The sequence below is a fragment of the Streptomyces sp. NPDC093984 genome (genome assembly GCF_044764595.1).
GTDB classification, from domain to species: domain Bacteria; phylum Actinomycetota; class Actinomycetes; order Streptomycetales; family Streptomycetaceae; genus Streptomyces; species Streptomyces cynarae.
In genome coordinates this window covers 190,711-217,037 of the sequence record NZ_JBIWIM010000001.1, presented here as the reverse complement: position 1 = coordinate 217,037, position 26,327 = coordinate 190,711, and the positions used below count along the sequence as shown (strand labels likewise).

The following is a 26,327-nucleotide window of genomic DNA, read 5'->3' as shown; positions in this document are numbered from 1 at the left end:
TCATTGAACAGTGGGATCGCGTGACAGTGTGTCTCGTTGGGTTGAAGGGCCGTTCGGAGGGAGGAGACAGTATGGAACCTGTCGGTGACAACATGCCGATCGCGGAGCTGCTCGAGGAGCGGCGGCATCTGCTGGAGGTCGCTCACTGGATGCTGGGCAGCCGCGTCGCAGCGGAGCGCGTCACCGACGAGGCGTACCGGGAGTGGTATGGGCTCTCCGATCACCAGCGGGCGCGGATACGGGTGCCGCGAGCCTGGCTGACCCAGGTCGTCGGCAGCATCTCGCTGGCGCGGCTGGCCCCGCCCGACCACGGTGGCGCCGCACAGGGGTCCGTGTGCGGCAGGGGGCCGCGCGACGCGTGTCCGGAGGGCGAAGTCAGCGAAGTGCTGCCGCGGACGTCGGACACCCTCTCACCGGCCGAGCGGATGGACCGGGCCGCCCGTCACAGCCTCCGTGCGCAGCGCGATCAGCCGACGTCACCACGCCGGCAGGACGAGATCGCCCAAGCCGTACGCCAGGCATGCGTCGATGAGGACGTCACTCGTCTGGCGTCCCTGCTGACCCCCGACGTCACCGCGTTCTTCGACAGCGGAGGCAAGGTCCGTGCGCTGACCAGCCCTGTCACCGGAAGTGAACGGGTCGCCCGGAGCCTGCTGACCCTCCTGGCCCGGCACCCGCGCACCACCCTGCGCACCTGGCCGATCAACGGACGCACCGGTCTCGTCGCCCTCTACGGCGACCAGGTCGCAGCGGTCGTCACCCTGGACGTGGCCGGCTCCCGTGTCGTGCAGGCCTGGGTAGTCCTCAACCCCGACAAACTGCGCTCCTGGAACTGCCTTCGTCCCTGACCGGTCGCGCCGGAATGTCACACGGCGCCGACGGCCGCGCAGCGGGAGCGGGAGTCGAAAAAGGCGGCGATCTTGCTCGGGTTGAAGACCCACATCACTTGGTGGATGCCCCGGTGGGTGGCCGCGACGGTCATGAAGGTGGCGGGCCGGCCGTCCCGGCGGAGGATGACCCCGCTTCGTCCGTTGGCCTCGGCCCATTCGACCTCGACCGTCGGCCAGAACCGGCGATTGGCGGTCGACAGGTTCGCCACGCGGGACCGGCCCAGGACGGGGACACGAGCTGCGCCGCGTATGCCGTTTCCGTCGGACAGGCTGACCGCGTCCTGCGTGAGCAGTGCCTCCAGCGAGGCGACGTCCCCCTGCCGAGCAGCGGCGACGAAGGCGTCGAGCAGTATCCGGTGCTCAACGGCGTCGACGCTGTCCCGCTGGTCGTCGGTGAGGTGCTTGCGCGCCCGGCTCACGATCTTCCGCACGTTGACGGGGCTGAGCCGCAGGATCTGCGCGATCTCGGGGTAGGAGTAGTCGAAAGCCTCTCTCAGGACGTAAGCGGCGCGCTCGGTCGGGGGGAGCCTCTCCAGCACCAGGAGCAGGGCGAGTTCCAGCGCTTCCGCTCGTTCGGCGCCGACCTCAGGGTCGTTGCTGGTGTCGACGGGCTCGGGCAGCCACGGACCGATGTAGGTCTCGCGGCGGACGCGGGCGGACTGGGCCACGTTGATGGCGAGCCTTGTGGTGGTGCTCGACAGAAAGGCTACGGGGCTGACCACGACGTCACGGTCGGTCCGCTGCCAGCGCAGCCACACCTCCTGAACCACGTCCTCGGCCTCGACCGCACTGCCCAGCACCCGGTAGGCGATGCCGAAGAGACGTGGCCGGAGCTCTACAAAGACGGAGACGGCCTTGCTCAGACCGCCTTCCACGGGGGACGCCTCTGGATGCATGATCCTTTGGTCTCCGTTCCTGTTGCCGGTGCTTTCGCGGAGGCGACCATGCGGCTGTCCGCCGGGACTGCCACGGCGGTCCGGCGTCCTGGGAGTTCTGGCTGGGTCTCGCGTCACCTCCGCTCATGAGACCGACGGCGCAGATGCTTCGTGACAGTTTTGCGTGAATTTCTTGCCCGATCCTCGGGCGGCGCGGGCGGCCCCGCCTCGATGTCACACGTGTGCCGACGTTTCGGTCTTTTCAAGTGAAGAGGGGTGCTGCATCGCAGGAGGTGTGCAATGAATTGGCGCGACCGGGGCCTGTGCCTACGCGAGGACCCTGATCTTTTCTTTCCGATAGGCACCATCAACAGTGCTCAGGTGGCGATACAGACGGACGAAGCGAAGGCCGTCTGCCGTCATTGCCCCGTGACCGAGCAGTGTTTGGCGTGGGCAGTCGACGCCGGCCCGATCGAGGGCATCTGGGGCGGCACGACGGAAGGGGAGCGCCGCGCCATGCGACGGCGCGAGGTGTGCCGGCCGGCGGAGACGGAATCGGCCGCGTGAGCGTTCCATGAGCGACCTGAGGGTGGTCCCGTGACCAGGACCACCCCGCCCGCGCGTCCCGGCGTCCGGTCAGGCCGCCGCTTCCCGGTCGGCCCGCACCGCAGAGATGTCCAGGGTCAGCGTGACCTTGTCACTGATGAGGACGCCCCCCGTCTCCAGGGGCGTGTTCCAGGCCAGCCCCCAGTCCGAGCGCCGGAGCGTGGCCGAACCCTCGAAGCCGACCCGGCGTTGCCCATGGGCGTCGTCGCCGGCACCGCCGAAGACGAGGTCGATGTCCAGGGGCAGCTCGATGTCCTTGATGCGCAGACTGCCCGCGAGGCGGAACTCGTCGTCGCCGAGCGGGAAGATACCCGTGGAGCGGAAACTCATCAGCGGATACGTCGCGGAGTCGAAGAAGGCGGGTCCCGACAGGTCCGTGTCGCGGTCCGGGATCCCCGTGTCGATGCTGTCCGTCTGGACACTGACGTACCCCTCGGACCGGGACGGGTCGGAGCCGTTGAGGATGAGAAGGCCCTCGAAGCGGTCGAACCTCCCCCGGACATTGGAGATCATGGCGTGCCGGACGGAGAAGCCGATCGTGCTGTGGAGCGGGTCGATGGTGTAGGCACCGGTCACTGCCCGGTACGAGCGGGGGCCTTGAGAAACGGCCCGAGCGTGGCGGATGGACATGGTGAGTTGCTCTCTCTGTTCCTCTGTGTCTCAAAGATCGCCGTGCCGTGGACGAGAAAGGGGGGCCTGCCGCGCCGCAGCGCATGGGGACGGCCCCACACGGGCGGCGGCCACCTCAGGGCCGCCGGCCGGCGACTCAGCCCTGCTGCTGGGCGAGCCAGTCGGCGAAACGGGTCTCGGCGATGTGCGCGTCCGGACCGGGGAGCAGCGTGTCCTCACGCAGCTCCGCACCGAAGTACGGCGCGTGCACGGGGCCGGCGACCTCGACCACTCCGTTGACGAGGATGCCGAGGGCGGTGCGGCCCACTGCGGCGGCCACATCGTCGGCGTAGATGGGCCGGATCCTGACCGGAGCCATACGGACGGTGTCACCGTCGGTCGCCGACTCGGCGATGCCCTTCATGGTGTCGCGCAGGTGTCTCAGGGAAGGAGACTCTCCAGGGGGACGTCGGGATCGCGGAGGACGGCGTCCTCCGTCGCCACGCCGGACTCGATGAGGGAACGGATCGTTCCCATGACGTCCCACACATTGACGCTCATTCCCGCCAGGACCCTGTTGCCGGACAGCCAGAAGGCGATGAACCGACGCTCGTCCGGTGCCCCGCGGAAGATGACACGGTCGTAGCCGCCGGGCTCGGTGTAGCCGGTGTACTCCATTCCGAGGTCGTACTGATCGGTGTAGAAGTACGGCAGCCGGTCGTAGACCGCCTCCTTGTCCAGCATGCTCAGCGCGGCGGTGCGTGGCTGGTGCAGGGCGTTGGCCCAGTGCTCGACCCGCAGGTGCCGGCCGAACCGCGGGTGGTAGGCGTTGGCGACGTCGCCGGCGGCATGGATGTCGGCCACGGAGCTCCGCAGGTGCTCGTCCGTGACGATGCCGTTGCGCACCTCCAGGCCCGCCTCCTCGGCGAGGCGGACGTTGGGTGTGATGCCCACACCCACCACCACGGCGTCCGCGGGCACATGGGTGCCGTCGGCGAGCAGGACCCCGTCCGCCCGGCCGCCGGTTCCGGTGACGCGTTCGAGCTGGGCACGGGGACGCAGGTCGACACCGTGCTCCTCGTGCAGGCCGGCGAAGACCTCGGCCGCCTCCCGGCCCAAGGCCTTCAGCAGGGGCAGCTCTCCGCGTTCGAGTACGGTCACCTCCGCCCCCGCCGTACGGGCCGCCGCCGCCGTCTCCAGACCGATCCATCCCCCGCCGACCACCACGATGCGCGCACCCTCCGTGAAGGCGGCCTTGAGCCGCTCGCTGTCGCCCACACGACGCAGGTACAGCACGTTCTCCAGCTCCGCTCCCGGGACGGACAGGCGGCGCGGCGAGGAACCGGTCGCCAGGAGCAGCTTGGCGTAGGGCACACGACGACCGTCGTCCAGCGTCACCGCTGCGGACCGTGGGTCGACGGACGTCACGCTCGTGCCCAGGACCAGGTCGACACCGTGTTCCTGGTACCAGCCCTCGGGATGCACATGGATCGACTCGCGGTCCTCCTTGCCGAGCAGGTAGCCCTTGGACAGCGGCGGTCTGATGTAGGGCCGCTCCGGCTCGTCCGCGATGACGACGAGGGGTCCGTCGTGGCCGTGTTCGCGCAGTTCCTCCGCGGCCTTGCCGGCAGCCAGGCCGCCTCCGACGATCACGAACGTATTCGCACGTGACACTATGATTCCCGCCTTTGTTCGTGGTGGCGCGCACCGCGATCCGCGCGGTGCGTTCATCCTTGAGACCGGGCGACGAGACCGGTTGTGACACCGCCGCACCGGCGTGCCGGGACGACTGCCGTGTGCGTTCCCGTGTGTGATCCGTCGGCTCACCGGCGGGTCGGTAGCGTCACCGCCAGGACATCGGGATGGTGGTGCCCCGGCAACGGGACGAATCCGTGCCGTGCCAGGTCATCGGTGATCCGGGCGCGGGAGGCGGGCCACATCCAGAACGTCTCGGTGTGCTCCCGCAGTACACCCTCCGCACTCCGCACCCAGTAGTCCATGCGGGTGCGGATGCGATTCCCGGCGGCCGACATCGTCATGCGACCGCCGTACACGTGCTCGCCGACCCGCTTCTCCGGCAGGAGACGCAGAACGTCGCGGACGGGAATCAGGGCGGGCGGCAACTGCAGGAACAGCGAACCGCCGGGGACGAGGGCCGTGCCGATCGCGGGCCAGAGCACCTCGCGCGCGGCCGGTGGGAGACAGGCGACCGTGTTGTGGCAGACCGCCACGTCCGCGATCGCGCAGAGAGACGCCTCGTCCAAGGCGTGTGGGTGCACTGTCACCCGTTCCCGCGGGCGGGCGGGCAGGGTGGCGAGGCGGGTCATCAGGGAGGTGCGCATGGCCCGTGCGGGCTCGACGGCGTGCACGTCGACCCGGGACCCGGCCAGGCTCATCAGCGTGACCCGCCCGGTCCCGGCACCGATGTCCAGCACGCCGACGCGGGCCCTCGCGACCTCCCGGCCGTAGAGGCGGCGGACGCGCGCCTCGTCCTGGTCGGCCTGCAGGACGTCGTAGAACTCGGCGGTGACGGCATAGGAGTCCGGGCGCGGTCGGGCGTTCGCTGCTCTGGTGATGACAGGGTGCATGTCCAGCTAGACAGCGTGTGGGCGAGGTGTGTGACAGCGGTGTGTGCGAGCGGAGTGCCGTCCCGCGCGAGGTGAGGGTGACCGTTGTCACTGTCGTGCGCTGTCACAGATGGATGGCATGCGCAGTCAATTCTCCGGGTCCGGCCTCCAGGCCGGACACCTCCGGGGGCATACCGGAGTCGCTGCGCGCCAGGAGCGCGGAGTCTGGAGCCCGTAGATCCACCCGTCCCTGTACGAGCGGTCTGTGCTCATCGTCGGCTACGGCGCCGTCGGCTCCGCGCTGGAAGAACTCCTGGCACCCTTCGGCTGCGCGGTGACCCGTGTCGCGAGCGAGGACCGGGACTCGAGTCGGGGGCCCGTGCACTCGGTCGCGCGCCTGCCCCAACTCGTCGCGGACGCGGACATCGTCGTGCTGTCCACCCCGCTGACCCCGAGGACCCGTCAGCTCTTCGACGCCGGCCTGCTGGCCCGCATGAAGGACGGCGCCCTGCTGGTCAACGTGTCGCGGGGAGCCGTCGTCGACACCGACGCCCTGCTGAAGGAGGCGCACGGCGGTCGGCTGCGGGCCGCGCTCGACGGGACCGACCCAGAGCCGCTCCCGCCGGGACATCCGCTCTGGACGACACCCGGCGTGCTGATCACCCCTCACATCGGCGCGTGCACCCCTTCCCTGTGGCCTCGACTCGAAGCGCTGATCCGGCGCCAGTTGGCCCGGTTCGCCGCGGGTGAGGAACTGGAGAACGTCGTTCCCCCTGACACCGAGGCACCGGAGCGGCTGTCGCACACGACCGGTCCGTCCGCTGCCCGCCGGTAGGACCGCCGATGTCACACCCGGGCCGCCTCGCCGGTCATGACTACGACAGAAGTTCGCGAATCATGCCCGAGCAGCACAGCCATGGACGAGTCGGCTGCACCGCGCCACACACATGCCAAACGGTCTTCGCGATCGGGGAATCCGCCGGGGGACCGGCATGCACGGTCACGGCCGGACGGCGGCCGGAAGCAGTCGCAACACGCCGACGCCGCGGACCCCCGGCAGAGCCCGGGACCACGGCGCCGGCGGGGCCGGCTTCGGGTGACGCAGAAACGAATGGTGAAGAGATGGGCAACGACAGCCGGCCGGCCGCGCCGGGGCAGGAGCGCACGGGGGAGAGGCTCGCTCAATGGACCGATAGCCGGCTGGGCTACCGACGTGTCGCCCGTTCCGCCCGGCGCCTGGTCTTCCCCGACCACGCGTCGTTCATGCTGGGCGAGATAGCGCTCTACAGTTTCGTCGTTCTGCTGATCACCGGCGTCTACCTGAGCTTCTACTTCCACCCCTCCTCCGACCTCGTGGTCTACGAGGGCAGCTACACCCCGCTGCGGGGGCAGTTGGTGTCGGAGGCCTACGACTCGACCCTGCACATCTCCTTCGACGTGCGCGCCGGACTGCTCGTCCGCCAGGCCCACCACTGGGCGGCACTGGTCCTCGTCGCCGCCGTGTTCGTGCACATGCTGCGCGTCTTCTTCACCGGGGCCTTCCGCAAGCCGCGGGAGTTGAACTGGGTGTTCGGGTTCCTGCTGCTCGTCCTGGCCATGTTCGGCGGTCTGACCGGCTACGACCTGCCCGACGACCTGCTGTCCGGAACCGGCCTCCAGGTCGTGAACGGCACTCTCCTGTCGATCCCGGTCGTCGGAACCTACGTGTCGTTCTTCCTTTTCGGCGGTGAGTTCCCCGGCGAGGACCTGATCGCCCGCTTCAACACCCTGCACGTCCTGGTCATCCCCGGACTGATGATCGCCCTGATCGTCGGCCACCTGGCCTTGGCCGTACGGCACCGGCACACGCAGTATCCCGGACCCGGCCGTACCAACGGCAACGTCGTCGGCCTCCCGCTCAAGGTGTACGCCGTCAAGGCCGGCGGCTACTTCTTCCTCGTGTCCGGCGTGATCTTCTTCATGGCCGCCGTCGCGCAGATCAATCCCGTGTGGAACTACGGGCCCTTCCGGCCCGACCAGGTCTCCGCCGGCTCCCAGCCCGACTGGTACATGGGCGTCGCCGACGGTCTGCTGCGTGTCATGCCCGGCTGGGAGATCGACTTCTGGGGCCACACCCTGGCCCTGGACAACTTCCTGCCCCTGTTGATCGGCGTACTGCTCTTCCTGGCCATGGGCGCCTATCCGTTCCTCGAGGCCTGGGTCACGGACGACGACCGAGAGCAGCACCTGCTGGACCGACCCCGCAACCGACCGGTGCGGACCGCCCTGGGCGTGGCCTGGCTCAGCGTCTACTCGGTGGCTCTCATCGGTGCCGCCAACGACCTGATCGCCACCCGACTGCACGTTTCCGTCAACGCCGTGACCTGGACCGTGCGCATCGCTCTGGTCGCCGTACCGGTCCTGGCCTTCGTCGTCACCAAGCGTCTGGCACTGGGCCTGCAGTGGCGAGACCGCGACAAGGTGCTGCACGGGCGCGAGAGCGGCGTCATCAAGCGTCTTCCCAACGGCGAGTACGTCGAGGTCCATGAACCCCTCGACCAGGCGCACCTGCACACCCTGACCGCCCACGAGCAGTACATGCCCCTGAAGGCCGCACCCGCCCGGGACACGAACGGCGCCCTGCCCACCCGGACCCAGCGCCTGCGCTTCGGGCTCAGCCGCGTCCTCTACGGCCCCGGCACGCAGGTCCCCAAGCCCACGACGGCCGAGTACCAGGAGATCACCGGTCGGCACCGGTCCTGACGCGGCGCGTACCCAGAACCCGTCATCCCGACATGTCACACATCCGCCCGGTACCCGGTCTCAGGGGCGAACGGCGACGCGACGTACGGCCGACGCAACCGGTCCCGCCCACACGGCGGTTGGCCCGCACCCGGCACCTCGCCGACTCGAACGACCGTCCTCCCACACAGCCGCGACGGTCCTCACCCGGACCCCGGCAGCGGGCCGCCCACGTCCGCCGTCTACCGGCACTCCCCGCTTCCCCTTCCGGAGAGCGGCGTTCACCCATCCCGTCCGAAAGGCGGAAGGTTCCCCGGCAGCGCCCTCGGCGAGGCGCTGCGCTCCGTACCGGTCACGAACGCCGACGGCTCCCAAGGCACCGATCTCTACATCCAGAACGACAAGTTCCGCCACCAGTTCGCGGCGGATGTGCCCCGCAACAAGACCGACCTGATGGCTCTCACCCAGCGGCCGGTCACGAGCGCCGCCCTGGCCGAGGGCGCGGCCGAACCGGCCTGGAAGACCATCCCGTCCTGGGCCCTTGTGGCCACGCAGGACCTCAACATCCCCCCCGCGGCAGAGGAGTTCATGGCGAAGCGGGCCGGCGCCCACACCACGGAGGTCCGGGCGTCCCACGCGGTGAGCGTCTCGCGGCCCGGGAAGGTCACCGACGTCATCGAGGACGCCGCTCGCTCGGTGCGCTGACCCTTCCGCTGCGGACGGCGATGCGTCCGCCGCTGTTTCACACGCCTGGCACACCGTTCGACGGTCCTGTGCCGTCCGCACGTCTCCCGGTGAGGGCCGGCGGTCCGCCGCCGGCCCTCACCGGGCCCGGTCAGGCCAGGACACATTCATGCGCCGCGACCCGCGGATCATCCCGATAGGCCCCGGCGACCTCGCTCGCACGGTGGCGATGCACCGCCGCTGCTCGCAGCGGACCCTGTGGAGCCGCTACCACCGGGCGATGGCCGGCCCCCGGACCTATCTGCCCGCTCTGCTGTCCCGCGCCGGTTCGGTCCGCCTGGCCGCGCAGGACACCGCGGGCCACATCGTTGCTGTGGGCCACCTGATGCCGGACAACTCGGCCGTGGAGGCCGCGCTCCTCGTAGAGGACTCCTGGCAGGGCCGGGGCCTGGGTACCCGCCTGCTGTGTCATCTGGGGCGCCACGCGCTCACGGGCGACTGGGCGACGCTCTACGGCCTCTTCCTGTCCGGTGACGAACGGATCGACGCCATCCTGAGCCACGTCGCTTTCCCCGTGCACCGCACGGCGGAGGGCGGTGCCGTCACGGCCTGGGTCCACGTCCACGACCTGGCGGCCGGCCTGCCCGCAGCGCTCCGGCCCGTCCGGGCAGGAGGCGGAAGCGGCGGGAGAGCCGGTGCGGTCAGCCGACCGCACCGGCGCCTCCTCACGCCGTGGCGTCCGGGTACAGGTCGTCCTCGAACGCCGCGGACTCCAGGATCGCCTTGACCGTGGTCAGATAGCGGGCCGCGTCCGCCCCGTCCACCAGTCGGTGGTCGTACGACAACGACAGGTGCACCAGGTCCCGGATGCCGATGACCTCGTCGTCACCGCTGCGTACGATTCCGGGCCTTCTGACCGTGGCGCCCACGCCCAGGATCGCGGCCTGGTTCGGCGGCACGATGACGGTGTCGAACAGCGCACCGCGCGAACCGGTGTTGGAGAGCGTGAAGGTCGCCCCCGACACGTCATCGGGAGTGAGGTGACCGCTGCGGGCCCGGTCGGCCAGGTCGTGGACGGCGCGGGCGAGCCCGGCGACGGTCAGGTCTCCGGCAGCCTTGACGACCGGGGTCAGCAGACCGTTCTCCGTGTCGACCGCGATGCCGATGTTCTCGGTGTCGAAGTAGGTGATGGTCCCCGCGGCCTCGTCGAGCCTGGCGTTGACGACCGGATGCGCCTTCAACGCCTGGGCGGCGGCCTTGACGAAGAAGGGCATCGGCGACAGCTTGAGGCCCTCGCGGGCGAGGAAACCGTCCTTCGCCAGGTTGCGCAGCCGCATCAACCGGGTGACGTCGGCCTCCACCGTGGTGGTCAGCTGGGCCTGTTCCTGCAGGGCCTTCTTCAGGTTGTCCCCGATGGCTCTGCGGACGCGGGTCATCGCGACCGTCCGACCGCGCAGCGAGGATGCTCCCGCCGCCGGGGCGGCGGCAACAGCGGGTCCGACGGGAACCGGCGCGGCCGGCGACGACACTGGTGCTGGTGCTGGTGCTGGTGCTGGTGCTGGTGCTGGTGCTGGTGCTGGTGCCGGGGCGGCGGGAGCGGGGGGAACCGAGGCGGCCGGCGCCCGATAAGCCTCGGCCGGGGGCGTGGAGGGCGGGGCCGCCGGGGCCGCGTCCGGCGTACCGATGACGGCGAGACTGGCGCCGACCTCGACGGTCTCGTCCTCGGCGACGGTGATCTCCAGCAGAACGCCCCCGGCGGGGGAGGGGATCTCGGTGTCGACCTTGTCGGTGGAGACCTCCAGCAGGGGCTCGTCGACCTCGACGCGCTCACCGACCTGTTTCAGCCAGCGAGTCACGGTGCCTTCGGTGACGGACTCGCCGAGGGCCGGCAGGGTCACGGAAACCGTCATGATGTCGTTCAACTCCTCAGGGACCAGCAGGGCCCGACGGCTCTGCGGATCTGTCGTCGATGGCCTGTGTCGTGCGCGTGGGAGATCGGTCGCGTTCCGGCCCCGCTCTACCGGTCGAGGCCGTAGCGTGCGCGGGCCGCCTCGACGGTCGCTGGTGGGACCTGCCCGGTCCGGGCCAGCCTGTCCAGTGCGGTCACCACGATCGACTCGGCGTCCACCCGGAAGTACCGGCGTACGTCCTCACGCGTGTCGGACAGGCCGAAACCGTCGGTGCCCAGGGAGTAGTAGTCCTGCTCGACCCACTGGCTGATCTGGTCGGGCACCTGCCGCATCCAGTCGCTGACCGCCAGCACCGGCCCCGGCGCACCGGCCAGGGCCCGGGTGACGAACGGCGTTCGTTCCTCGCCGCGCATCCGGGCGTCGTCGGCCCGCATCGCGTCCCGGCGCAGCTCCGTCCAGGACGTCACCGACCAGACGTCGGCGTGAACGTCCCAGTCGGAGGCGAGGAGTTCCTGCGCGCGCAGGGCCCAGTGGATGGCCGTACCGGAGGACAGCAGCTGCAGCCGGGGCCCGGCAGCGGCGGGTTCGGCGGGCCGGAACCGGTAGATGCCCCGGACGATGCCCTCCTCGATGCCCGGCACCGCCGGCATGGCCGGCTGGAGCTTCGGCTCGTTGTACACGGTCAGGTAGTAGAAGACGTCCTCGGGCCGCTCGCCGTACATCCGGCGCAGACCGTCCCGGACGATCACCGCGATCTCGTAGGCGAACGCCGGGTCGTAACTGACCGCCGCAGGGTTGGTGGCGGCCAGCAGGTGCGAGTGGCCGTCACCGTGCTGCAGGCCCTCGCCGGTCATGGTGGTGCGTCCGGCGGTGCCGCCGACCACGAAGCCGCGGCCCATCTGGTCGCCGAGTGCCCAGAACTGGTCGCCGGTGCGCTGGAAACCGAACATGGCGTAGAAGATGTAGAACGGGATCATCGGCTCGCCGTGCGTGGCGTACGAGGTCGCGGCGGCGGTGAACTCGGCCACGGAGCCGGCCTCGGTGATGCCCTCGATGAGCAGTTGCCCGGTCCTGCTCTCCTTGTAGTAGAGCAACTGGTCGGCGTCGACCGGGTCGTAGGTCTGGCCCAGCGGTGAGTAGATGCCGGCCGTGGGGAACATCGACTCCATGCCGAACGTACGGGCCTCGTCGGGAATGATCGGCACCCAGCGTGCCCCACTGCGGGGGTCGCGCATCAGGTCCTTGACCAGCCGGACCAGCGCCATCGTGGTGGCGACCTCCTGGTGGCCGAAACCTTTCTCCAGGGCTTCGAAGGGCTTGGCGGGCGGTTCGGGCAGCGGTTTGGCGACCACCCGCCGACGCGGGACGGGGCCGCCCAGCGCGGCCCGGCGCTCGCGCAGGTACCGCACCTCGGGCGAGTCCTCCCCCGGATGCCAGTACGGCACCTGGTCCCCGGCCAGCGCGCTGTCGGGAATGGGCAACTCCAGCAGGTCGCGCAGCACACGAAACTGGGCCATCGTGAGCTTCTTCATCTGGTGGTTGGCGTTACGGGACTCGAACGCCGGGCCCAGGGTGTGACCCTTGACCGTCTGGGCGAGGACCACCGTCGGCGCGCCCCGGTGCTCCACCGCGGCCCGGTAGGCGGCGTACACCTTCAACGGCTCGTGTCCGCCGCGGGAATTCTCGAACAGTTCGACCACCTGCGCGTCGCTGAGAGAGGCGGAGAGGGCGGACAGGACGTCACCGGTGAAGAACTTCTCGCGTATGTACGCCGCGTCCCGAGCGGCCAGCGTCTGCAGCTGCGCGTCGGGCACCTCGCCCAGGCGCCGTACCAGGTCTCCGGTGGTGTCCTGCCCCAGCAGCGGGTCCCAGGCCTCGCCCCACAGGGTCTTGACCACGTTCCAGCCAGCGCCGCGAAAGCGTGCCTCCAGCTCCTGGACGATCTTCGAGTTGGAGCGGACGGGTCCGTCCAGGCGCTGCAGGTTGCAGTTGACGACGAACGTCAGGTTGTCCAAGCCCTCTCGGGAGGCCAGCGTCAGGGCGGCCATGGACTCCGGCTCGTCCATCTCCCCGTCGCCCAGGAACGCCCATACCCGTGAGGCGGAGGTGTCCCTGATGCCGCGAGCGTGCAGATAGCGGTTGAAGCGGGCCTGGTAGACGGCGCCGAGCGGGCCCAGCCCCATGGAAACCGTCGGGAACTCCCACAGCCAGGGCAGCCGCCGGGGGTGCGGGTAGGAGGGCAGGCCGTGACCGCCCGCCTCCCGCCGGAAGGCGTCCAACTGCTCCTGGCTCAGGCGCCCTTCGAGGAAGACCCGGGCGTAGATGCCCGGGGAGGCGTGTCCCTGGAGGAAGAGCTGGTCGCCCGAGCCGTCGCCGTCCTTGCCCCGGAAGAAGTGGTTGAAGCCGATCTCGTAGAGCCAGGCCGCCGACGCGTAGGTGGAGATGTGGCCGCCCAGCCCCAGACGCGCACCGCGGGTGACCATCGCCGCGGCGTTCCACCGGTTGAGTGCGGTGATCCTGGACTCCATCTCCAGGTCGCCGCCGAACTGCGGCTGCGCGTCGGCCGGGACGGTATTGATGTAGTCCGAGGACAGCAGCCCCGGCAGCGGAGTCCCGGACCGCGCGGCGAACTCGTGCACGCGCCGCATCAGGTACGCCGCCCGCTCCGGCCCGGCGTTGCGCAGGACAGCGTCGAGCGAGGCCTGCCATTCGGCGGTCTCCTCCCGGTCACGATCGGGTAGCTGGTCGAGCTCACTGATCACAGGGGTCTCGGTGGGCCGGGACGGATCACTCATGGCGGCCTTCCTGTCATGGCGTGGGTGTCGGCGAGGCCGGCGCGGACACGGTGGGTGCCGCGGGACGACCCGTGGAGGTGAACGGCGACGGCGCGTCGCCGCCCGGTGGTCTCAGCGGCTCTTCAGCCACTCGGCGAAGGTGTGGTGGCCCAGGTGGGCGTCCGGCCCGGGAAGGAGGGTCCGCTCCTCGAGCACCGCGCCGAAGAAGGGGACCTGCGCGTCGGTGATCAGCGGGTCGGTCCGGCCCAGGGCGGTCAGCAGCTCGGCGGTGGCGTCCTCCAGCCGGAGCTCTTCGGGCCCGGCTGCCTCGAGCACTCCGAAGTGCGGTACTCCCACGGCGACATGGGCGATCACCGTGGCGACGTCGTCCGTCGAGATCGGCCGCAGCAGCAGCGGTGGCACGTGTACGCCGTCGGGCCGGGTGCCGGCCGTCGCGGCGGCGGCCACGGTTTCGTGGAACGGCGTGGCGCGCACGAGGGAGTACGGAACGGTGGCGCGCCGCGCCAGGTTCTCCTGTGCCGCCTTGGCCCGGAAGTAGCCCGAGCCGATCCGGTCGGCGCCCACCACCGACAGCGCGACATAGTGCTCGACGCCTGCCGTGGTGGCGGCCTTGAGGAGGTTGCCCGTCGCCGTGGTGAAGAACTCCGTGCTGACGCCCTGCTCCCGTGAGGGCGCCTCGGTGACGTCCACGACCACCTCGGCGGCGCGCAACGCCCGGTCCAGGCCCTGCCCGGTGCTGACGTCGACCCCGTCGGAGCGGGAGACCGGCACGACCTCCACGCCGTGGTCCCGGAGCCTGGCGACGGTTCTGGCACCGATCAGACCGGTGGCACCTACAACGACGACTCTCATCTGGGATCTCTTCCGTCGGGGGGCCGATGACCCTGCTGGGTGTCCGTCGATGACGATGGCGGCGTCTGCGTGCCACCGTGCTCATCACACCTAGACAGATCGTGTCCGGTTCTTGTGACACCGTGCCGGATGCCGGGCGATGGATTACCGGTTGCGGCCAATCGCCGCCCCGTGTCACAGATTCAACGGGCACCCGGTCAGAAGGGTCGAGCGGTCTCCACGACTGCGAAACCACGTGACGGCGGACGATGTGCCGCGCGGGCACGGTTTGACACGAAAGGTGCGACTCAGTGTCGGATAACTCACAGCACACCCACCACGGCCACGACGGGCACGGTCATGGAACCGGCGGCGAGGACGGCCCCAGCTGGACCCGCGCAGCGAAGTTGCTCCAGGACGCCTCGCCGATCACCGTTCCCGAGGGCGCCTCGGCGATGACCATCCATGTCCAGTGGGAGCCCGGTGACCCCGGCACCCCGCCGCACCGGCACTCCGGCCCGGCGTTCGGCTACGTCGTCAGGGGCGCCGTTCGCTTCGAACTGGAGGGCGAGCCCGAGCGCGTCATCCCGGCCGGCGGCACCTTCTGGGAGCCGGGCGGCGACGCCATCCACTACCAGGACGGCAACGCACTGGTCGACGAGCGGACCGAATTCGTCGTCACCATGCTGTGTGCCCCTGGCAAGCCCATGCTGGAGCTGGTCGACGAGGCCGAACTGAAGGAGCGCGCCCACCTGCGCGCACCGCGGCCCACTGCCTGATCTCCGGACGGCGGGGCCCCGCGCCCGTGACATCCCGGCGACGACCGGTGTCACGGGCGCGGGGCCCCGCTTGTCGGTGGCTCCCTCCCTTGCCGCTGCTCCTACTCCACGAAGTACGAGTCGTGCTTGTCGAAGAACGCGGCACGCTCCTCCTCCGAAGCGTGTGCCAGGTGCGACACCTGCTCGAAGTACTCCTCGCGCGGGGCTCCCGGGGTGAACAGCAGCAGCATGTCGGCCGGAGCGTCGGAGTCGTTACGGAAGGCGTGCAACCCGCCCTGGGGCACGTGCAGGAAGTCTCCCTTGCGGGCGTCGACCCACCGCACACCGTCGAACACGCGCACCGTGCCGTCCAGGATGTAGAACGATTCCGAGATCCGCTTGTGGAAGTGCGTCTTGGGGCCGCCCGCCCTGGGCCGCATCTCCACCCGGTACAGCCCGAACTCACCGCGAGTGGTGCCGGTGGTCGCCAGATAGTGGAGGGCGTCCTTCCCGGTACCGCTCTCACCGATCTCCGCAGGTGTGGTGGCCGGACGGAAGACGGCGCTGACCTCACCGTCCTCACCCCAGTACTTCTGCTCCGGGTACGGGTACGACATGTCTTGATCCTTTCTTGTACGGCAGGACCGGGGGCATCCACCGGTGTGACGGTGGGGAGTCCCCGGCCGGGTGTCATTCGACGGTTCGGTGGTGGGCGAAGCGGGACACCAGCGGCGGCTCCATCAGCCAGCTGTGGGTCCGCCCGTGCGGCCGCGAGGTCGCGGCGGTCTTCTGCAGCATGCCGAAGGCGACCGTCGCACCGATGGCCAGCAGGCCCGCGCACAGCGGCATGGCCCGGCCGAACGACGTGTCGAAGGCGGCGTCCGAACGGTAGGCGTCCGGTCCCATCCCGACCAGCAGCGGCAGTGCCGCCACGGCCACCAGACCGGCCGCCCGGGCCGCGGCGTTGTTGATGCCGCTGGCCAGCCCGGCGTTCGAGGCGCTCACCGAGGACAGCAGGATCACGGTCAGCGGAACGACCATGACGACCATGCCGGCTCCCATCACCAGCAGGGCGGGGAGGACGTCGGTCAGGTAGGACGCGCCCCGCCCGACACGCAGCATCATGAGCATGCCTGCCCCGCATACCAGCGGGCCGACGGTGAGCGGGGCCCGCGGCCCCAGCCGCTGGGCGAGCACCCCGGAGCCGGAGGAGAACAGCAGCATCAGCAAGGTGGTGGGGAGCATGGCCGCACCGGCTGCCGTCGCCGAGTACCCGACGACGATCTGCAGTTGCAGAGCGGTCAGGAAAAAGAACCCGCCCGTGCCCGCGTAGACGCACAGCGTGATCAGGTTGACGGCGGTGAACTGACGGGACGAGAAGATGGCCGGCGGCATCATCGGGTCGGCGCTGCGCCGTTCCACGCTGAGGAAGGCGGCACCCGCCACGACGCCGCCGACGGCCGCGGCGACGGCGACCAGACCGCCGTGGCGCGCCTCGGTCAGCGCGTAGGTGGCCAGGGCGAGCGCCAGAGCGCCCAGGACGGCGCCGGGCACGTCGAAACCGAGCCGCCGTCGGCCCTCCGCGCCGGCCGTGACGGCCGCGTCCTTGGTGGGCGTGCCCACGGACTCGGGAACATGGCGCAGCGCGACGGGCACACACAGCAGCGCCGGGACAATGCTCAGCAGGAAGGTCCAACGCCAGCCGGGGCCGTCCACCAACCACCCGCCCACGAACGGCCCGAGGGCCGCGCCGATGCCACCGAAGCCCGACCACAGGCCGATCGCGCGCGGCCGGTCGTCCGGGTGGAAGGAGGCCTCGATGATCGCCAATGAGCCGGGGGTGAGCAGTGCACCGCCGATGCCCTGCAGCGCTCGGGCGGCGATCAGCGTGGGGGCGTTCGGAGCCAGGCCGCACAGCATGGATGCCGCCGCGAACCACACGATGCCCACAACGAAGATGCGCCGCCGCCCGAAACGGTCGCCCAGGGACCCGCCCAGGAGGATGAGGCCCGCCAGGGTCAGCATGTAGGCGTTCACCGTCCACTGCAGCACGGCGAGGTCAGCGCCGAAGTCGTCGCCGATGTGCGGCAGGGCGACGTTGGTGACGGTCGAGCCGAGCAGTACGACACCGGACCCCAGCACGGTGGCCAGCAGGGTCCACCGGCCGCGGGCGCTGGTGATGCGGAGGGAGGCGGCGCCGTCCGCGGCGGGGGAGTGATTCATGTCGTGTCCTGGCATCGTCCGGCGAAGCGGCCGCGGCCGGCGTTCTCCCGCCGCAGTTCGCGCACGTCACGAACGGCCGCCGCGAACGCCGCGGGGCGCTCCTGAGGAAGGTTGTGGCCGGCTCCCGCCACTGTGCGGTGGAGCCGGGGACCGGTGAAGTGACGGGCGGTCGGAGAACCGTCCGTGGCCGGGAAGTTGCCGTCGGCCAGACCGTCGAGGGTGACGGTGGGAACGGTGATCGCGGGCAGCTCGGCGAGACGCGCCTCGAGTTCCGCGTACGCCTCGGCGCCCGGCTCGAAACCGAGCCGGTGCCGGTACGAATGGATCACGACATCTGTGTAGTCGGGATTGGCGAAGGCTTCCGCGGCCCGCTCCAGATCGCGCTCGCCGAATGGCCATTCGGGGGAGTTCCGCTCCCAGATCACGCGCGCGACCCCTTGGGGATCGTGGGCCAGACCGGCTCTGCCGCGCTCGGTGAGGAAGTAGTAGAAGTGGCCTCCCGTTCGGGAGCGAGGGGCTCCGCCGCCGCGCCGATGTCCTGGATGAGGTAGCTGTTGACCGAGACCAGGCCGAGCACGCGCTCCGGCCACAGTGCCGCGGCGACGTTGGCGGCGCGCCCGCCCCAGTCGTATCCGGCGAGATAGGCCCGCTCCACGCCCAGGGCGTCCATGAAGGCGACGATGTCCGCGCCCAGGGCGGCCTGCTGACCTGAGCGCGGAGTCGACTCGGAAAGGAACCTGGTGGGCCCGTGGCCCCGCAGATAGGGGACGACGACCCGGAACCCACTGTCCGCGAGCAGCGGGGCCACGGCCACGTAGCTGTGGATGTCGTAGGGGAAACCGTGCAGGAGCAGCACGGTGTCGTTCTCCGCGCAGCCCGTCTCGTAGTAGGCGACTTCGAGTACGTCGGTGCTGACTCGGCGGAGCGGAGCGAGTGTGTGGTCTTCGGACATGCGAGCCTCTGGATTCCGTTGCCCGTGGGACAGCCACGGTCTGCCGGGGAAGCGGTGACGCTCGGATGGCGGCGGCGGTCGGTGTCGTGCCATGCGGTTCGGCGGACACCGGGGCGGCCGGATCCGTCGCCTGGCCGAGGGCCGGGGCGGCCAGGCGACGGACGATGTGTGTCAGGGCGGGCCGGAGCGGCGGTGTCAGCCGAACATGCCCGGCTTGTAGCCGCCGGCGGCCTGCCGGTTGATGACGTTGATGCGGTTGTAGGCGTTGATGACGGCGATCAGCGAGATCAGTGCGGCGAGCTGGTCGTCGTCGTAGTGCTTCGCGGCGTTCGCCCAGACCTCGTCCGACACCCCGCCGGAGGCGTCGGCGAGACGGGTGCCCTGCTCGGTCAGCTCCAGCGCCGCGCGCTCCGCGTCGGTGAAGACCGTGGCCTCACGCCACACGGCCACCAGGTTCAGACGCTGCTGGTCCTCACCAGCGGCGAGGGCGTCCTTGGTGTGCATGTCGGTGCAGAAACCGCAGCCGTTGATCTGGCTGGCACGGATCTTCACCAGTTCCTGAGTGGCGACCGGAAGTGCCGAGTGCACCGCCGCGCCGGCCGAGTTGAGGTGCTTCATGACCTTGCCGGCGAGGGCGTTGCCGAAGTAGTCGATCCGCGCTTCCATGAAGGGTCTCCCTGAGTATGAAACAGTTACCAACCCACTGACCGGGAGCCTCCCGCATCTGTGACAACCCGGCGCGTACACCGACACGGGACACCGTGTGAAGACAACTTTGTTCGCGGCCTCCACCCCGAGAAGCAACGTTGTGTGCAGCCGCTAGCATCGAACGCGTAGACGAGGCCCGTCCGCCCGGCGAGCGCGGCCGTCCCGGAGCCACCGTCACCGGACACGGCGAGCGCAGCATCAACGAATGCAAGGTGATGACCATGGCAACCGAAAGTGTTCTGCACCCGAGCTTCATCGTCCCGATCGGGCACGTCGAACCCGTCCCCCGCCGCATCCGGGGGATGATCGGCGGCCGGGTCGCCTTCGACACCCGCCGTGCGCTGTACGTGTGGGAATGGCAGGCCTATCCCCAGTTCAGCATCCCGGTCGAGGACCTGGTGGACGGCGTGCTCCACGACGACGGACACACCGAGCAACTCGGTGCCGGTCCCGCACACCGGCACACCCTCCAGGTCGGACCGGAAGTCCGTGCGGGGGCGGCGTGGGTCTGGGGAGAAGGCGCGCCGGGCCCCCTGCACGACACCGTGCGTTTCGAGTGGGCGGCGCTGGATGCCTGGTTCGAGGAGGACGAGCCGGTCTTCGTCCACCCCCGCAGCCCCTACTCCCGCGTGGACGCCCTGCGTTCGGGCAGCAGCGTCCGAGTCGAGGTGGACGGTGTCGTGCTGGCGGAGGCCACCGACTGCGTGAAACTGTTCGAGACCGGCCTGCCGACCCGCTACTACCTCGACCGCGCGAGCATCGACTGGACCCGGCTGCGGCACTCGGACACGGTGACCCGTTGCCCGTACAAGGGCACGACGAGCAGCTACTGGTCCTTCGACAGCGACACCGCTTCCCACGAGGACATCGCCTGGACGTACGACTTCCCGACCATCCACGCCAACCGCATCGCCGGGCTGACCGCGTTCTACAACGAGCACGTCGACCTGTACGTCGACGGCTTCCTGCTGCCGAAGCCGGGCGATCCCGGCCGGGCGACGGCCCACTAGCGGCGCCGGGCCGGCGGGCTCGCGCCGGTGGTGACCCGCTCCGGAAAGCCGTGGCCGGTGGGTGATTTCCGTGCCGTTCTCCCCGGCGCGTCACACATTGACTCCCCGCCCGGTCTCATGAGGTGGAATACCTTCCCAAAACCGCCACTTCTCAAGGAGCTTGCCGTGAGTGACATCATTCTCGAGCCCGCCGCGCAGGAATTCGCCGACGCGACAGCCAAGCCGCCGCTGCTGTACGAACTCGGTGTCGAGGGCGCCCGCAAGCTGCTCGACGACGTCCAGTCCGGGCGGATCGAGAAGCTCGACGTGGACGAGAAGTGGATCACTGTGCCGGCCGAAGTCGGCGACGTGCGGGTGCGCATCGTCAAGCCCGTCGGCAGCACCGGTGTCCTGCCCGTCATCCTGTACGTCCACGGCGGCGGCTGGATCCTCGGGAACGCCGGCACCCATGACCGCCTGGTGCGCGAACTGGCCGTGGGCGCGGAGGCGGCCCTGGTCTTCGTCGAGTACGACCGCTCCCCGGAGGCGAAGTACCCCGTCGCCATCGAGCAGGCGTACGCCACCGCTCAGTGGGTGACCACCAAGGGCGGCGAGGAAGGTCTGGACGGCTCCCGCATGGTCGTCGCCGGTGACTCCGTCGGCGGCAACATGAGCGCCGCCCTCACCCACATGGCCAAGCGGCGCGGCGACGTGACCTTCCTGCACCAGTCGCTGTACTACCCCGTCACCGACGCGGCGCAGGACACCGAGAGCTATCGCACCTTCGCCCACGGACCGCACCTGACCGCGAAGGCCATGGAGTGGTTCTGGGACGCCTACACCACCGACCCGGCCGAGCGGGACCAGATCACGGCCTCCCCCCTGCGCGCCACCCTGGAAGACCTCCAGGGCCTGCCGCCGGCGCTCGTCGTGGTCGACGAGAACGACGTTCTGCGCGACGAGGGCGAAGCGTACGCCCGCAAGTTGATCCAGGCCGGCGTGCCGACCACGAGCGTCCGCTACAACGCCAGCCTGCACGACTTCATGATGCTGAACACGGTTCGCGGAACTCAGGCCTCCACCGCGGCGATCGAGCAGGCAATTCACGTCCTGCGCAAGGCTCTCGGCACCGACTGATCCCTTGCGCGAGGAAATTCCGCGAAGAATCCAACGCGTATCGGCAGTGACACCCGCCGGACGGAAAGTCGTGCCAACCGGTTCAGCCGTACGCCGGATGACGCGCGAATGTCACTGGCAGAACGAAAGGCCACTTTCATGAATGCACACAAGCCCACCATCGTCCTCGTCCACGGCGCGTTCGCGGACTCCTCCAGCTGGAACGGCGTCGTCGACAAGCTCCAGTCCCACGGCTACCCGGTGGTGGCCGCGAGCAACCCGCTGCGCGGACTGGCCGGAGACAGCGAGTACGTCCGGCAACTCGTGGCTTCCCTCGACGGCCCTGTGGTCCTTGCCGGCCACTCCTACGGCGGCTCGGTCATCAGCAACGCCGCGAAGGGGCTCGACAACGTCAAGGCCCTCGTCTTCGTCGCGGCCTTCCTGCCGGACGAAGGCGAAAGTGCGGTCACCCTGTCCGGCAAGTTCCCGGGCAGCACGCTCGGGGAGACGCTCCACCCGGTGCCGATCACACTGCCCGACGGGAGTCAGGTCGCGGATCTCTACATCGAGAAGAGCAAGTTCCACCAGCAGTTCGCCGCCGACGTCCCCGAGGAGACCGCGGCGATCATGGCCGCCACCCAGCGACCAGTGGTCGATGCCGCGCTGACGGACGGTGCCTCCGCCCCGGCGTGGAAGGACATCCCGTCCTGGGTTCTCGTGGCCACCGAGGACCGGAACATCCCGGCGCAGGCGCAGACCTACATGGCCGAGCGCGCGGAGGCCACGGTGAAGACCGTTTCCGCCTCCCACGCGGTCAGCGTCTCGCGTCCCGGCGACGTCGCCCGCCTGATCGACGAGGCGGCGCAGGCCACCGGTTGAGCGGAGCTCGCCCGGCACACCGGACAGCCGGGTGGCCGGCCGAGTCGGTGGCCGGCCGCCCCGGGCACGGGTACCGAACCCCGGCCGTACCGTGTCGCATGTGGCCGGCCGGGCTCCTCGGCCCCTTCCGGCCCCATTGCAGAGAACCGTCGCCGAGCGCGGTGCACGGGTCATCGCGCGACCCCCGCGGCCCGGTCCCGCCCCGAGCGCCGGGTACGCCGGGCCACCGACTCCGGGAGCGCATCATGAACACGGAAAAGCAGGCCGCCCGCGGGCTGGTCGACATAGAGGCCTACCTGTACCGGGAGGCTCACCTCAGCGCCGCCCGTCGGCGCGTGGCCGCCTTCGTCGGACGGGCGGACGGGCTGACCCACGAGCAGAAGAGGGATATCGAACGGTGGTATCTCGAGGAGCAGGAGTACGTGGCCTGCATGGTGACGAAGCACATCGCCGACAGCATCGGCTCGGCCGAGGAGGCGAACCACATCCGATTCGCGCGGTGGCTGCGCGGGACACTGATCGCCATGGCCGTGATCACCATGGTGACCTTCGTGGTCACCGCGGTCGTCGTGGGGTCGGTGACCTGATCCTCCTGGGGCTTCACCACGCTGCAGCCCCAGGACCGATCCAGTAGCCGTCGGTCATGCGCACCCGGCCGGACCGAGGATGCCTGCCGGTGCTGACCTGGCTCGTTCAGGACCGGATCGACGGTCCCTTCGACTCAGCGTTGGGGGAGAACGGCCATTTAGAGCCCGCCCCACGGACAGTGAACGCCGGGATATCGTGGCAGCCGGGAGGCGGCCATGGTGAGGAGCGGAGCACGCACTGAGCTCATCGGACGGCGGGACGAGTGCCAGGTCCTCGACGACCTGCTCGCGCGGGCCAGGACCGGGCGCAGCGGGGTCGTGGTGGTGCGAGGCGAGGCGGGGATCGGGAAGACCGAGCTGCTGAACCACCTCCTCGACCGCGCCACCGGATGCCGTGTCGTCCGGGCGGCCGGGGTGCAGTCCGAGATGGAGCTCTCCTACGCCGGACTGCATCAGCTCTGCGCACCGCTGCTGTCCCACCTCGACGATCTCCCCGAGCCGCAACGCAATGCCCTGCGCACGGCGTTCGGGATGCAGGCCGGTGACGCGCCGGACCGGTTCCTGGTCAGCCTGGCCACCCTGAGTCTGCTCGCCGGGGCCGCCGGCGACGAGCCCCTGCTCTGCCTGGTCGACGACGCGCAGTGGCTGGACCGTGTGTCGTCGCAGACCCTGGAGTTCGTCGCGCGCCGACTGTTTGCTGAATCGGTTCTTCTCGTTCTGGCCGTTCGTGAGTCCGGGCCCCGCGAGATCCTCGCCGACCTGCCGGAACTTCCCGTGCGTGGACTGAACGAACGCGATTCCCGAAGACTCCTCGACTCGATCGTCACCGGCCCGCTCGATTCGCGTGTGCGGGACCGTGTCGTTGCCGAGGCGCGCGGCAATCCGCTGGCCCTGCTCGAACTGCCGCGCGGCCTGACCGCCGTGGAGATGACCGGAGGCTTCGAAGGCCCCACGGCCCGGCCCGTGTCCAGCGAGATCGAGGCGGGCTACCTCCGCCGTATCCAGTCGCTTCCGCCGGAGACACGGCAATTGCTGCTCATCGCCGCCATCGAGCCGGTCGGTGACGTGTCCTTGCTGCGGCAGGCCGCCGAGCGTCTGGGAATCTCCGTGGACACCGCCGTCACGCACGCCGAGGCGTCGGGCCTGATGTCGCTCGGCACGTGGGTGCGTTTCCGCCACCCGCTGGTCCGCTCGGCGGCGCACCGCGCCGCCGGCTTCGAGGAACGGCGGCGGGTGAACCAGGCTCTGGCCGACTCGATCGACGCGAGCCTCGATCCCGAACGCCATGTGTGGCACCTGGCGAGCGCGACGACGGGACCGGACGAGGCCGTGGCCGCCGAACTGGAGAGGTCCGCCGGCCGGGCGCACGCGCGCGGGGGCATCGCTGCGGCGGCGGCCTTCCTGCATCGAGCCACCGAACTGACTCCTGATCCGGTACGCCGCGGATCCAGGGCACTGGCCGCCGCACGGGCCAAGTACCAGGCGGGAGCTTTCGACGCCGCGCGCGACCTGGTCGACGCGGCGGAACTGAGCCCGCTCGGCGAGGTGGGGGCCGGCCGGGCGATGCTGCTGCGGGGACAGATCATGTCCGCGGCCAAAAGCGCCGGCGCCGGACTGCCGCTGCTGCTCGAAGCGGCCGAGCGGCTCCAGCCGTTCGACTCCGAACTCGCCGGGCAGACGTACCGGGACGCCATCTACGCGGCCCTGACCGCGGGTCGGCTGGCCACCTGCGGGGTCCGCGACGTCGCCGAGGCGGTGCTGAGCGTGCCGGGCCGCGATCACACCGCGAGCCGAGAGGATCTCCTCCTGACCGGCGTCGCCCGGCTGATCACCGAGGGGTATTCCGTGGGTGCGCCGCTCGTCCTGGATGCCGTGACCGCCTTCCGGGCAGAAGGGCACTCACGAGAGGACGGGCTGGGGTGGCTTCCCCTCGTGTGCCGCATGGCGCACAGCGTGTGGGACTTCGCCGCCTGGTCCGAGCTCTCGGCGCGGCTGGTCGACCTCGCCCGCGGCAACGGAGCGCTCGCCGTGTTGCCCCCGGCCCTCCTGCTGCACCTGTCGAACCGGGTGTTCGCCGGCGACCTCCGCGGCGCCGACTCCCTCAGCGTGGAAGCCAGCGCGATCGGTGAGGCCACCGGCAGCAGCTTCTTCGCGCATTACGGAGCACTCGTCGTGGAGCCGTTCAAGGGACGAGAGTCCACGACCCGGCAGGCGATCGAAGCCGTCACGGACCGTCTCCTCCAGAGCGAGGGCAAGGCGGTGACGGCTACCCAGTGGGCGGCGGCAGTCCTGTACAACGGCCTCGGCCGGTACGAGGAGGCCTACGCCGCCGCGGAGCGCGGTTGCGAGAACCCTCAGGAACTCGGACTGTCCCTGCAGTCCCGGGTGGAACTCGTCGAAGCGGCCGTCCGGCTGGGACGGACCGCGCGTGTGGCCGAGGCCGTGCGCACGATCGAGGAGATGGCCCAGGTCAGCAGAACTCCCTGGGCACTCGGCATCTCCGCCGCCACTCGAGCCCTGGTGAGAGAGGGGCCGGCCGCCGACGCCCTGCACCGGGAGGCGATCGAGCAGCTCGACATGGCCCGGACCCGTATGGACGGTGCCCGGGCACGGCTTCGCTACGGTGAATGGCTGCGCCTCGGACGCCGACGGGCGGACGCCCGCGCACCGTTGAGCGAGGCCTACGAGATGCTCAGCGAGGCCGGGGCCGAGGCGTTCGCGGAACGCGCGCGACGTGAACTGCAAGCCGTGGGGGTGAAGGTTCGCAGACGCGCCGCGGCGACGTCGGCGGCTCTCACCGCGAAAGAAGTCGAGATCGCGAGGCTCGCCCAGGACGGGTTCACGAACCCGGAGATCGCCGCCCGGCTGTTCCTCAGCCCGCACACCGTCGAATGGCATCTGCGCAAGGTCTTCGCGAAGCTGGGGATCTCCTCCCGCAAAGAGATCGGCTCGATACAACTCGACGCCATGGCCACCACGTCCTGACCAGCCGGGTCCCGACCGGGCCCGCTCACCGGGGCAGCGGCGGGGCCTGGGACGCGTCGTCGGGTTCCGCCAGCAACACGGGCACGGTGACGATCGTGACCTCCTTGGACAGCAGCCGGTGAACAGGACACCGCCCGGCGGCTGCCAGCAACTGCTCACGCTGGGCCGGTTCCAGGTCACCGGTCAGGCCTACGTTCTTCACGATGCGTCCCTGGGCCCCGAACCGTACAACCACGTCGACACGGTCGAGTCGCCAGCCGTGCCGGTCCGCCAGGGCCCGCACGGCCATGGACGTACATGATCCCAACGCAGCCAGCAGCAGCTCTCCGGGGGTAGGACCCGCATCGGCGCCGACGGGCTCGGGTTCGTCGGCCGTCAGCGTGTGAGCGCCGATCGCGATGGAGCGGGTGAGCCGTCCGCCTTCGGCGACGGACACGAGACGCGTGATCATGGGTCTTCCTCTCGGCCGAGGTGCGGGGACCATGACGAAACTCGTCCCCCTTCCGCACAGACCGAGCGGGGCTGGCACATGTGACAGGCCGGCTGCTGTGAAGGGGACACCGTCCGGTGAATCGTCCGTGTCCATGGGCGCCTCGCCGTGTCACAGGGACGGTACCTGCCCTGTCTTCAGGGCAGAGGGAG

The 26,327-nt window shown here is 70.1% G+C and carries 24 protein-coding genes and 2 pseudogenes; 12 read left to right on the top strand and 14 right to left on the bottom strand.

All coding sequences use genetic code 11. The features are described from left to right. The first annotated feature begins 71 nt into the window (after window positions 1–71). On the top strand, window positions 72–848 hold the full coding sequence (locus ACIRC0_RS00980) for an RNA polymerase subunit sigma (RefSeq protein WP_403609529.1): 777 nt from the start codon (window positions 72–74) through the stop codon (window positions 846–848). 17 nt (window positions 849–865) lie between these two features. On the opposite strand, the gene ACIRC0_RS00975 is transcribed toward ACIRC0_RS00980, so the two are convergent. After that, the gene (locus ACIRC0_RS00975) at window positions 866–1,786 is read right to left on the bottom strand and encodes an RNA polymerase sigma-70 factor (RefSeq protein WP_403609527.1); all 921 of its coding nucleotides are present in this window, start codon (window positions 1,784–1,786) and stop codon (window positions 866–868) included. A 279-nt stretch (window positions 1,787–2,065) separates the two neighbouring features. On the opposite strand from ACIRC0_RS00975, the gene ACIRC0_RS00970 reads away from it, so the two are divergent. After that, on the top strand, window positions 2,066–2,332 hold the full coding sequence (locus ACIRC0_RS00970; RefSeq protein WP_403609525.1) for a WhiB family transcriptional regulator: 267 nt from the start codon (window positions 2,066–2,068) through the stop codon (window positions 2,330–2,332). A 69-nt stretch (window positions 2,333–2,401) separates the two neighbouring features. On the opposite strand, the gene ACIRC0_RS00965 is transcribed toward ACIRC0_RS00970, so the two are convergent. The 4 genes and pseudogenes from ACIRC0_RS00965 to ACIRC0_RS00950 all read right to left on the bottom strand — a co-directional run bounded on the left by ACIRC0_RS00965 (window position 2,402) and on the right by ACIRC0_RS00950 (window position 5,568). Next, window positions 2,402–3,001, bottom strand: coding sequence for a YceI family protein (locus ACIRC0_RS00965; protein WP_403609523.1), 600 nt, complete (start codon window positions 2,999–3,001; stop codon window positions 2,402–2,404). A 136-nt stretch (window positions 3,002–3,137) separates the two neighbouring features. After that, window positions 3,138–3,404, bottom strand: a pseudogene (locus ACIRC0_RS00960) (NmrA family transcriptional regulator); the annotation flags it as partial. Between the two features lie 17 nt (window positions 3,405–3,421). Continuing rightward, entirely contained in the window at window positions 3,422–4,654 is a 1,233-nt protein-coding gene (locus tag ACIRC0_RS00955) for an NAD(P)/FAD-dependent oxidoreductase (RefSeq protein WP_403609521.1), read from the bottom strand. Between the two features lie 149 nt (window positions 4,655–4,803). Further along, window positions 4,804–5,568 carry a class I SAM-dependent methyltransferase gene (locus ACIRC0_RS00950; protein WP_403609519.1) on the bottom strand — a complete coding sequence of 255 codons (765 nt, stop codon included), beginning with the start codon at window positions 5,566–5,568 and terminating at the stop codon, window positions 4,804–4,806. Between the two features lie 244 nt (window positions 5,569–5,812). Between ACIRC0_RS00950 and ACIRC0_RS00945 the strand changes: the two genes are divergently transcribed. The 4 genes from ACIRC0_RS00945 (at window position 5,813) to ACIRC0_RS00930 (ending at window position 9,739) form a co-directional block, all read left to right on the top strand. Then, window positions 5,813–6,382 carry an NAD(P)-dependent oxidoreductase gene (locus ACIRC0_RS00945; protein ID WP_403609517.1) on the top strand — a complete coding sequence of 190 codons (570 nt, stop codon included), beginning with the start codon at window positions 5,813–5,815 and terminating at the stop codon, window positions 6,380–6,382. A 287-nt stretch (window positions 6,383–6,669) separates the two neighbouring features. Continuing rightward, window positions 6,670–8,289: a cytochrome bc complex cytochrome b subunit gene (locus tag ACIRC0_RS00940; RefSeq protein ID WP_403609515.1), complete on the top strand. Its 1,620-nt coding sequence runs from the start codon at window positions 6,670–6,672 to the stop codon at window positions 8,287–8,289. 24 nt (window positions 8,290–8,313) lie between these two features. Continuing rightward, window positions 8,314–8,973, top strand: a complete 660-nt coding sequence (locus ACIRC0_RS00935; protein WP_403612613.1) for an alpha/beta fold hydrolase — start codon at window positions 8,314–8,316, stop codon at window positions 8,971–8,973. 148 nt (window positions 8,974–9,121) lie between these two features. Continuing rightward, complete coding sequence (locus ACIRC0_RS00930; RefSeq protein WP_403609512.1) at window positions 9,122–9,739, top strand: N-acetyltransferase; 618 nt, start codon at window positions 9,122–9,124, stop codon at window positions 9,737–9,739. On the opposite strand, the pseudogene ACIRC0_RS00925 reads toward ACIRC0_RS00930, so the two are convergent. From ACIRC0_RS00925 to ACIRC0_RS00915, 3 genes and pseudogenes are all read right to left on the bottom strand, one after another. Continuing rightward, a pseudogene (locus ACIRC0_RS00925) lies at window positions 9,678–10,850 on the bottom strand (2-oxo acid dehydrogenase subunit E2); the annotation flags it as partial. The gene ACIRC0_RS00930 and the pseudogene ACIRC0_RS00925 sit on opposite strands and share 62 nt — an antisense overlap. Window positions 10,851–10,969: 119 nt before the next feature. Beyond that, complete coding sequence (gene aceE, locus ACIRC0_RS00920) at window positions 10,970–13,657, bottom strand: pyruvate dehydrogenase (acetyl-transferring), homodimeric type (protein WP_403609510.1); 2,688 nt, start codon at window positions 13,655–13,657, stop codon at window positions 10,970–10,972. 111 nt (window positions 13,658–13,768) lie between these two features. Continuing rightward, window positions 13,769–14,509 (bottom strand): SDR family oxidoreductase, encoded by a 741-nt coding sequence (locus ACIRC0_RS00915; RefSeq protein WP_403609508.1) that lies wholly within the window; start codon window positions 14,507–14,509, stop codon window positions 13,769–13,771. A 290-nt stretch (window positions 14,510–14,799) separates the two neighbouring features. Here ACIRC0_RS00915 and ACIRC0_RS00910 point away from each other — a divergent pair, with 290 nt between their 5' ends. Continuing rightward, the gene (locus ACIRC0_RS00910; protein ID WP_403609505.1) at window positions 14,800–15,267 is read left to right on the top strand and encodes a cupin domain-containing protein; all 468 of its coding nucleotides are present in this window, start codon (window positions 14,800–14,802) and stop codon (window positions 15,265–15,267) included. A 101-nt stretch (window positions 15,268–15,368) separates the two neighbouring features. Here ACIRC0_RS00910 and ACIRC0_RS00905 read toward each other — a convergent pair whose 3' ends face one another. The 5 genes from ACIRC0_RS00905 to ACIRC0_RS00885 form a co-directional block, all read right to left on the bottom strand. Beyond that, on the bottom strand, window positions 15,369–15,863 hold the full coding sequence (locus ACIRC0_RS00905) for a cupin domain-containing protein (protein ID WP_403609502.1): 495 nt from the start codon (window positions 15,861–15,863) through the stop codon (window positions 15,369–15,371). Window positions 15,864–15,936: 73 nt separating this feature from the next. Continuing rightward, a complete protein-coding gene (locus tag ACIRC0_RS00900) occupies window positions 15,937–17,469 on the bottom strand; it encodes an MFS transporter (RefSeq protein ID WP_403609500.1) in 1,533 nt (510 codons plus the stop codon). Beyond that, window positions 17,466–17,894, bottom strand: coding sequence for an alpha/beta fold hydrolase (locus ACIRC0_RS00895; protein ID WP_403609497.1), 429 nt, complete (start codon window positions 17,892–17,894; stop codon window positions 17,466–17,468). The genes ACIRC0_RS00900 and ACIRC0_RS00895 overlap by 4 nt, the downstream gene beginning before the upstream one ends. Next, a complete protein-coding gene (locus ACIRC0_RS00890) occupies window positions 17,891–18,421 on the bottom strand; it encodes an alpha/beta fold hydrolase (RefSeq protein WP_403609495.1) in 531 nt (176 codons plus the stop codon). The genes ACIRC0_RS00895 and ACIRC0_RS00890 overlap by 4 nt, the downstream gene beginning before the upstream one ends. A gap of 195 nt (window positions 18,422–18,616) precedes the next feature. Next, the gene (locus tag ACIRC0_RS00885) at window positions 18,617–19,087 is read right to left on the bottom strand and encodes a carboxymuconolactone decarboxylase family protein (RefSeq protein WP_403609493.1); all 471 of its coding nucleotides are present in this window, start codon (window positions 19,085–19,087) and stop codon (window positions 18,617–18,619) included. 263 nt (window positions 19,088–19,350) lie between these two features. On the opposite strand from ACIRC0_RS00885, the gene ACIRC0_RS00880 reads away from it, so the two are divergent. From ACIRC0_RS00880 to ACIRC0_RS00860, 5 genes are all read left to right on the top strand, one after another. Next, a complete protein-coding gene (locus tag ACIRC0_RS00880) occupies window positions 19,351–20,139 on the top strand; it encodes a DUF427 domain-containing protein (RefSeq protein ID WP_403609491.1) in 789 nt (262 codons plus the stop codon). Window positions 20,140–20,304: 165 nt separating this feature from the next. Beyond that, the gene (locus tag ACIRC0_RS00875; RefSeq protein ID WP_403609489.1) at window positions 20,305–21,255 is read left to right on the top strand and encodes an alpha/beta hydrolase; all 951 of its coding nucleotides are present in this window, start codon (window positions 20,305–20,307) and stop codon (window positions 21,253–21,255) included. Window positions 21,256–21,393: 138 nt separating this feature from the next. Next, on the top strand, window positions 21,394–22,113 hold the full coding sequence (locus ACIRC0_RS00870; protein ID WP_403609486.1) for an alpha/beta fold hydrolase: 720 nt from the start codon (window positions 21,394–21,396) through the stop codon (window positions 22,111–22,113). 245 nt (window positions 22,114–22,358) lie between these two features. Continuing rightward, window positions 22,359–22,700, top strand: coding sequence for a hypothetical protein (locus ACIRC0_RS00865; RefSeq protein ID WP_403609483.1), 342 nt, complete (start codon window positions 22,359–22,361; stop codon window positions 22,698–22,700). 216 nt (window positions 22,701–22,916) lie between these two features. Then, the gene (locus ACIRC0_RS00860; RefSeq protein WP_403609481.1) at window positions 22,917–25,685 is read left to right on the top strand and encodes an AAA family ATPase; all 2,769 of its coding nucleotides are present in this window, start codon (window positions 22,917–22,919) and stop codon (window positions 25,683–25,685) included. A gap of 25 nt (window positions 25,686–25,710) precedes the next feature. Here the strand turns inward: ACIRC0_RS00860 and ACIRC0_RS00855 are convergent, their stop codons facing one another. After that, window positions 25,711–26,136, bottom strand: a complete 426-nt coding sequence (locus ACIRC0_RS00855) for an OsmC family protein (protein WP_403609478.1) — start codon at window positions 26,134–26,136, stop codon at window positions 25,711–25,713. Window positions 26,137–26,327: the final 191 nt, after the last annotated feature.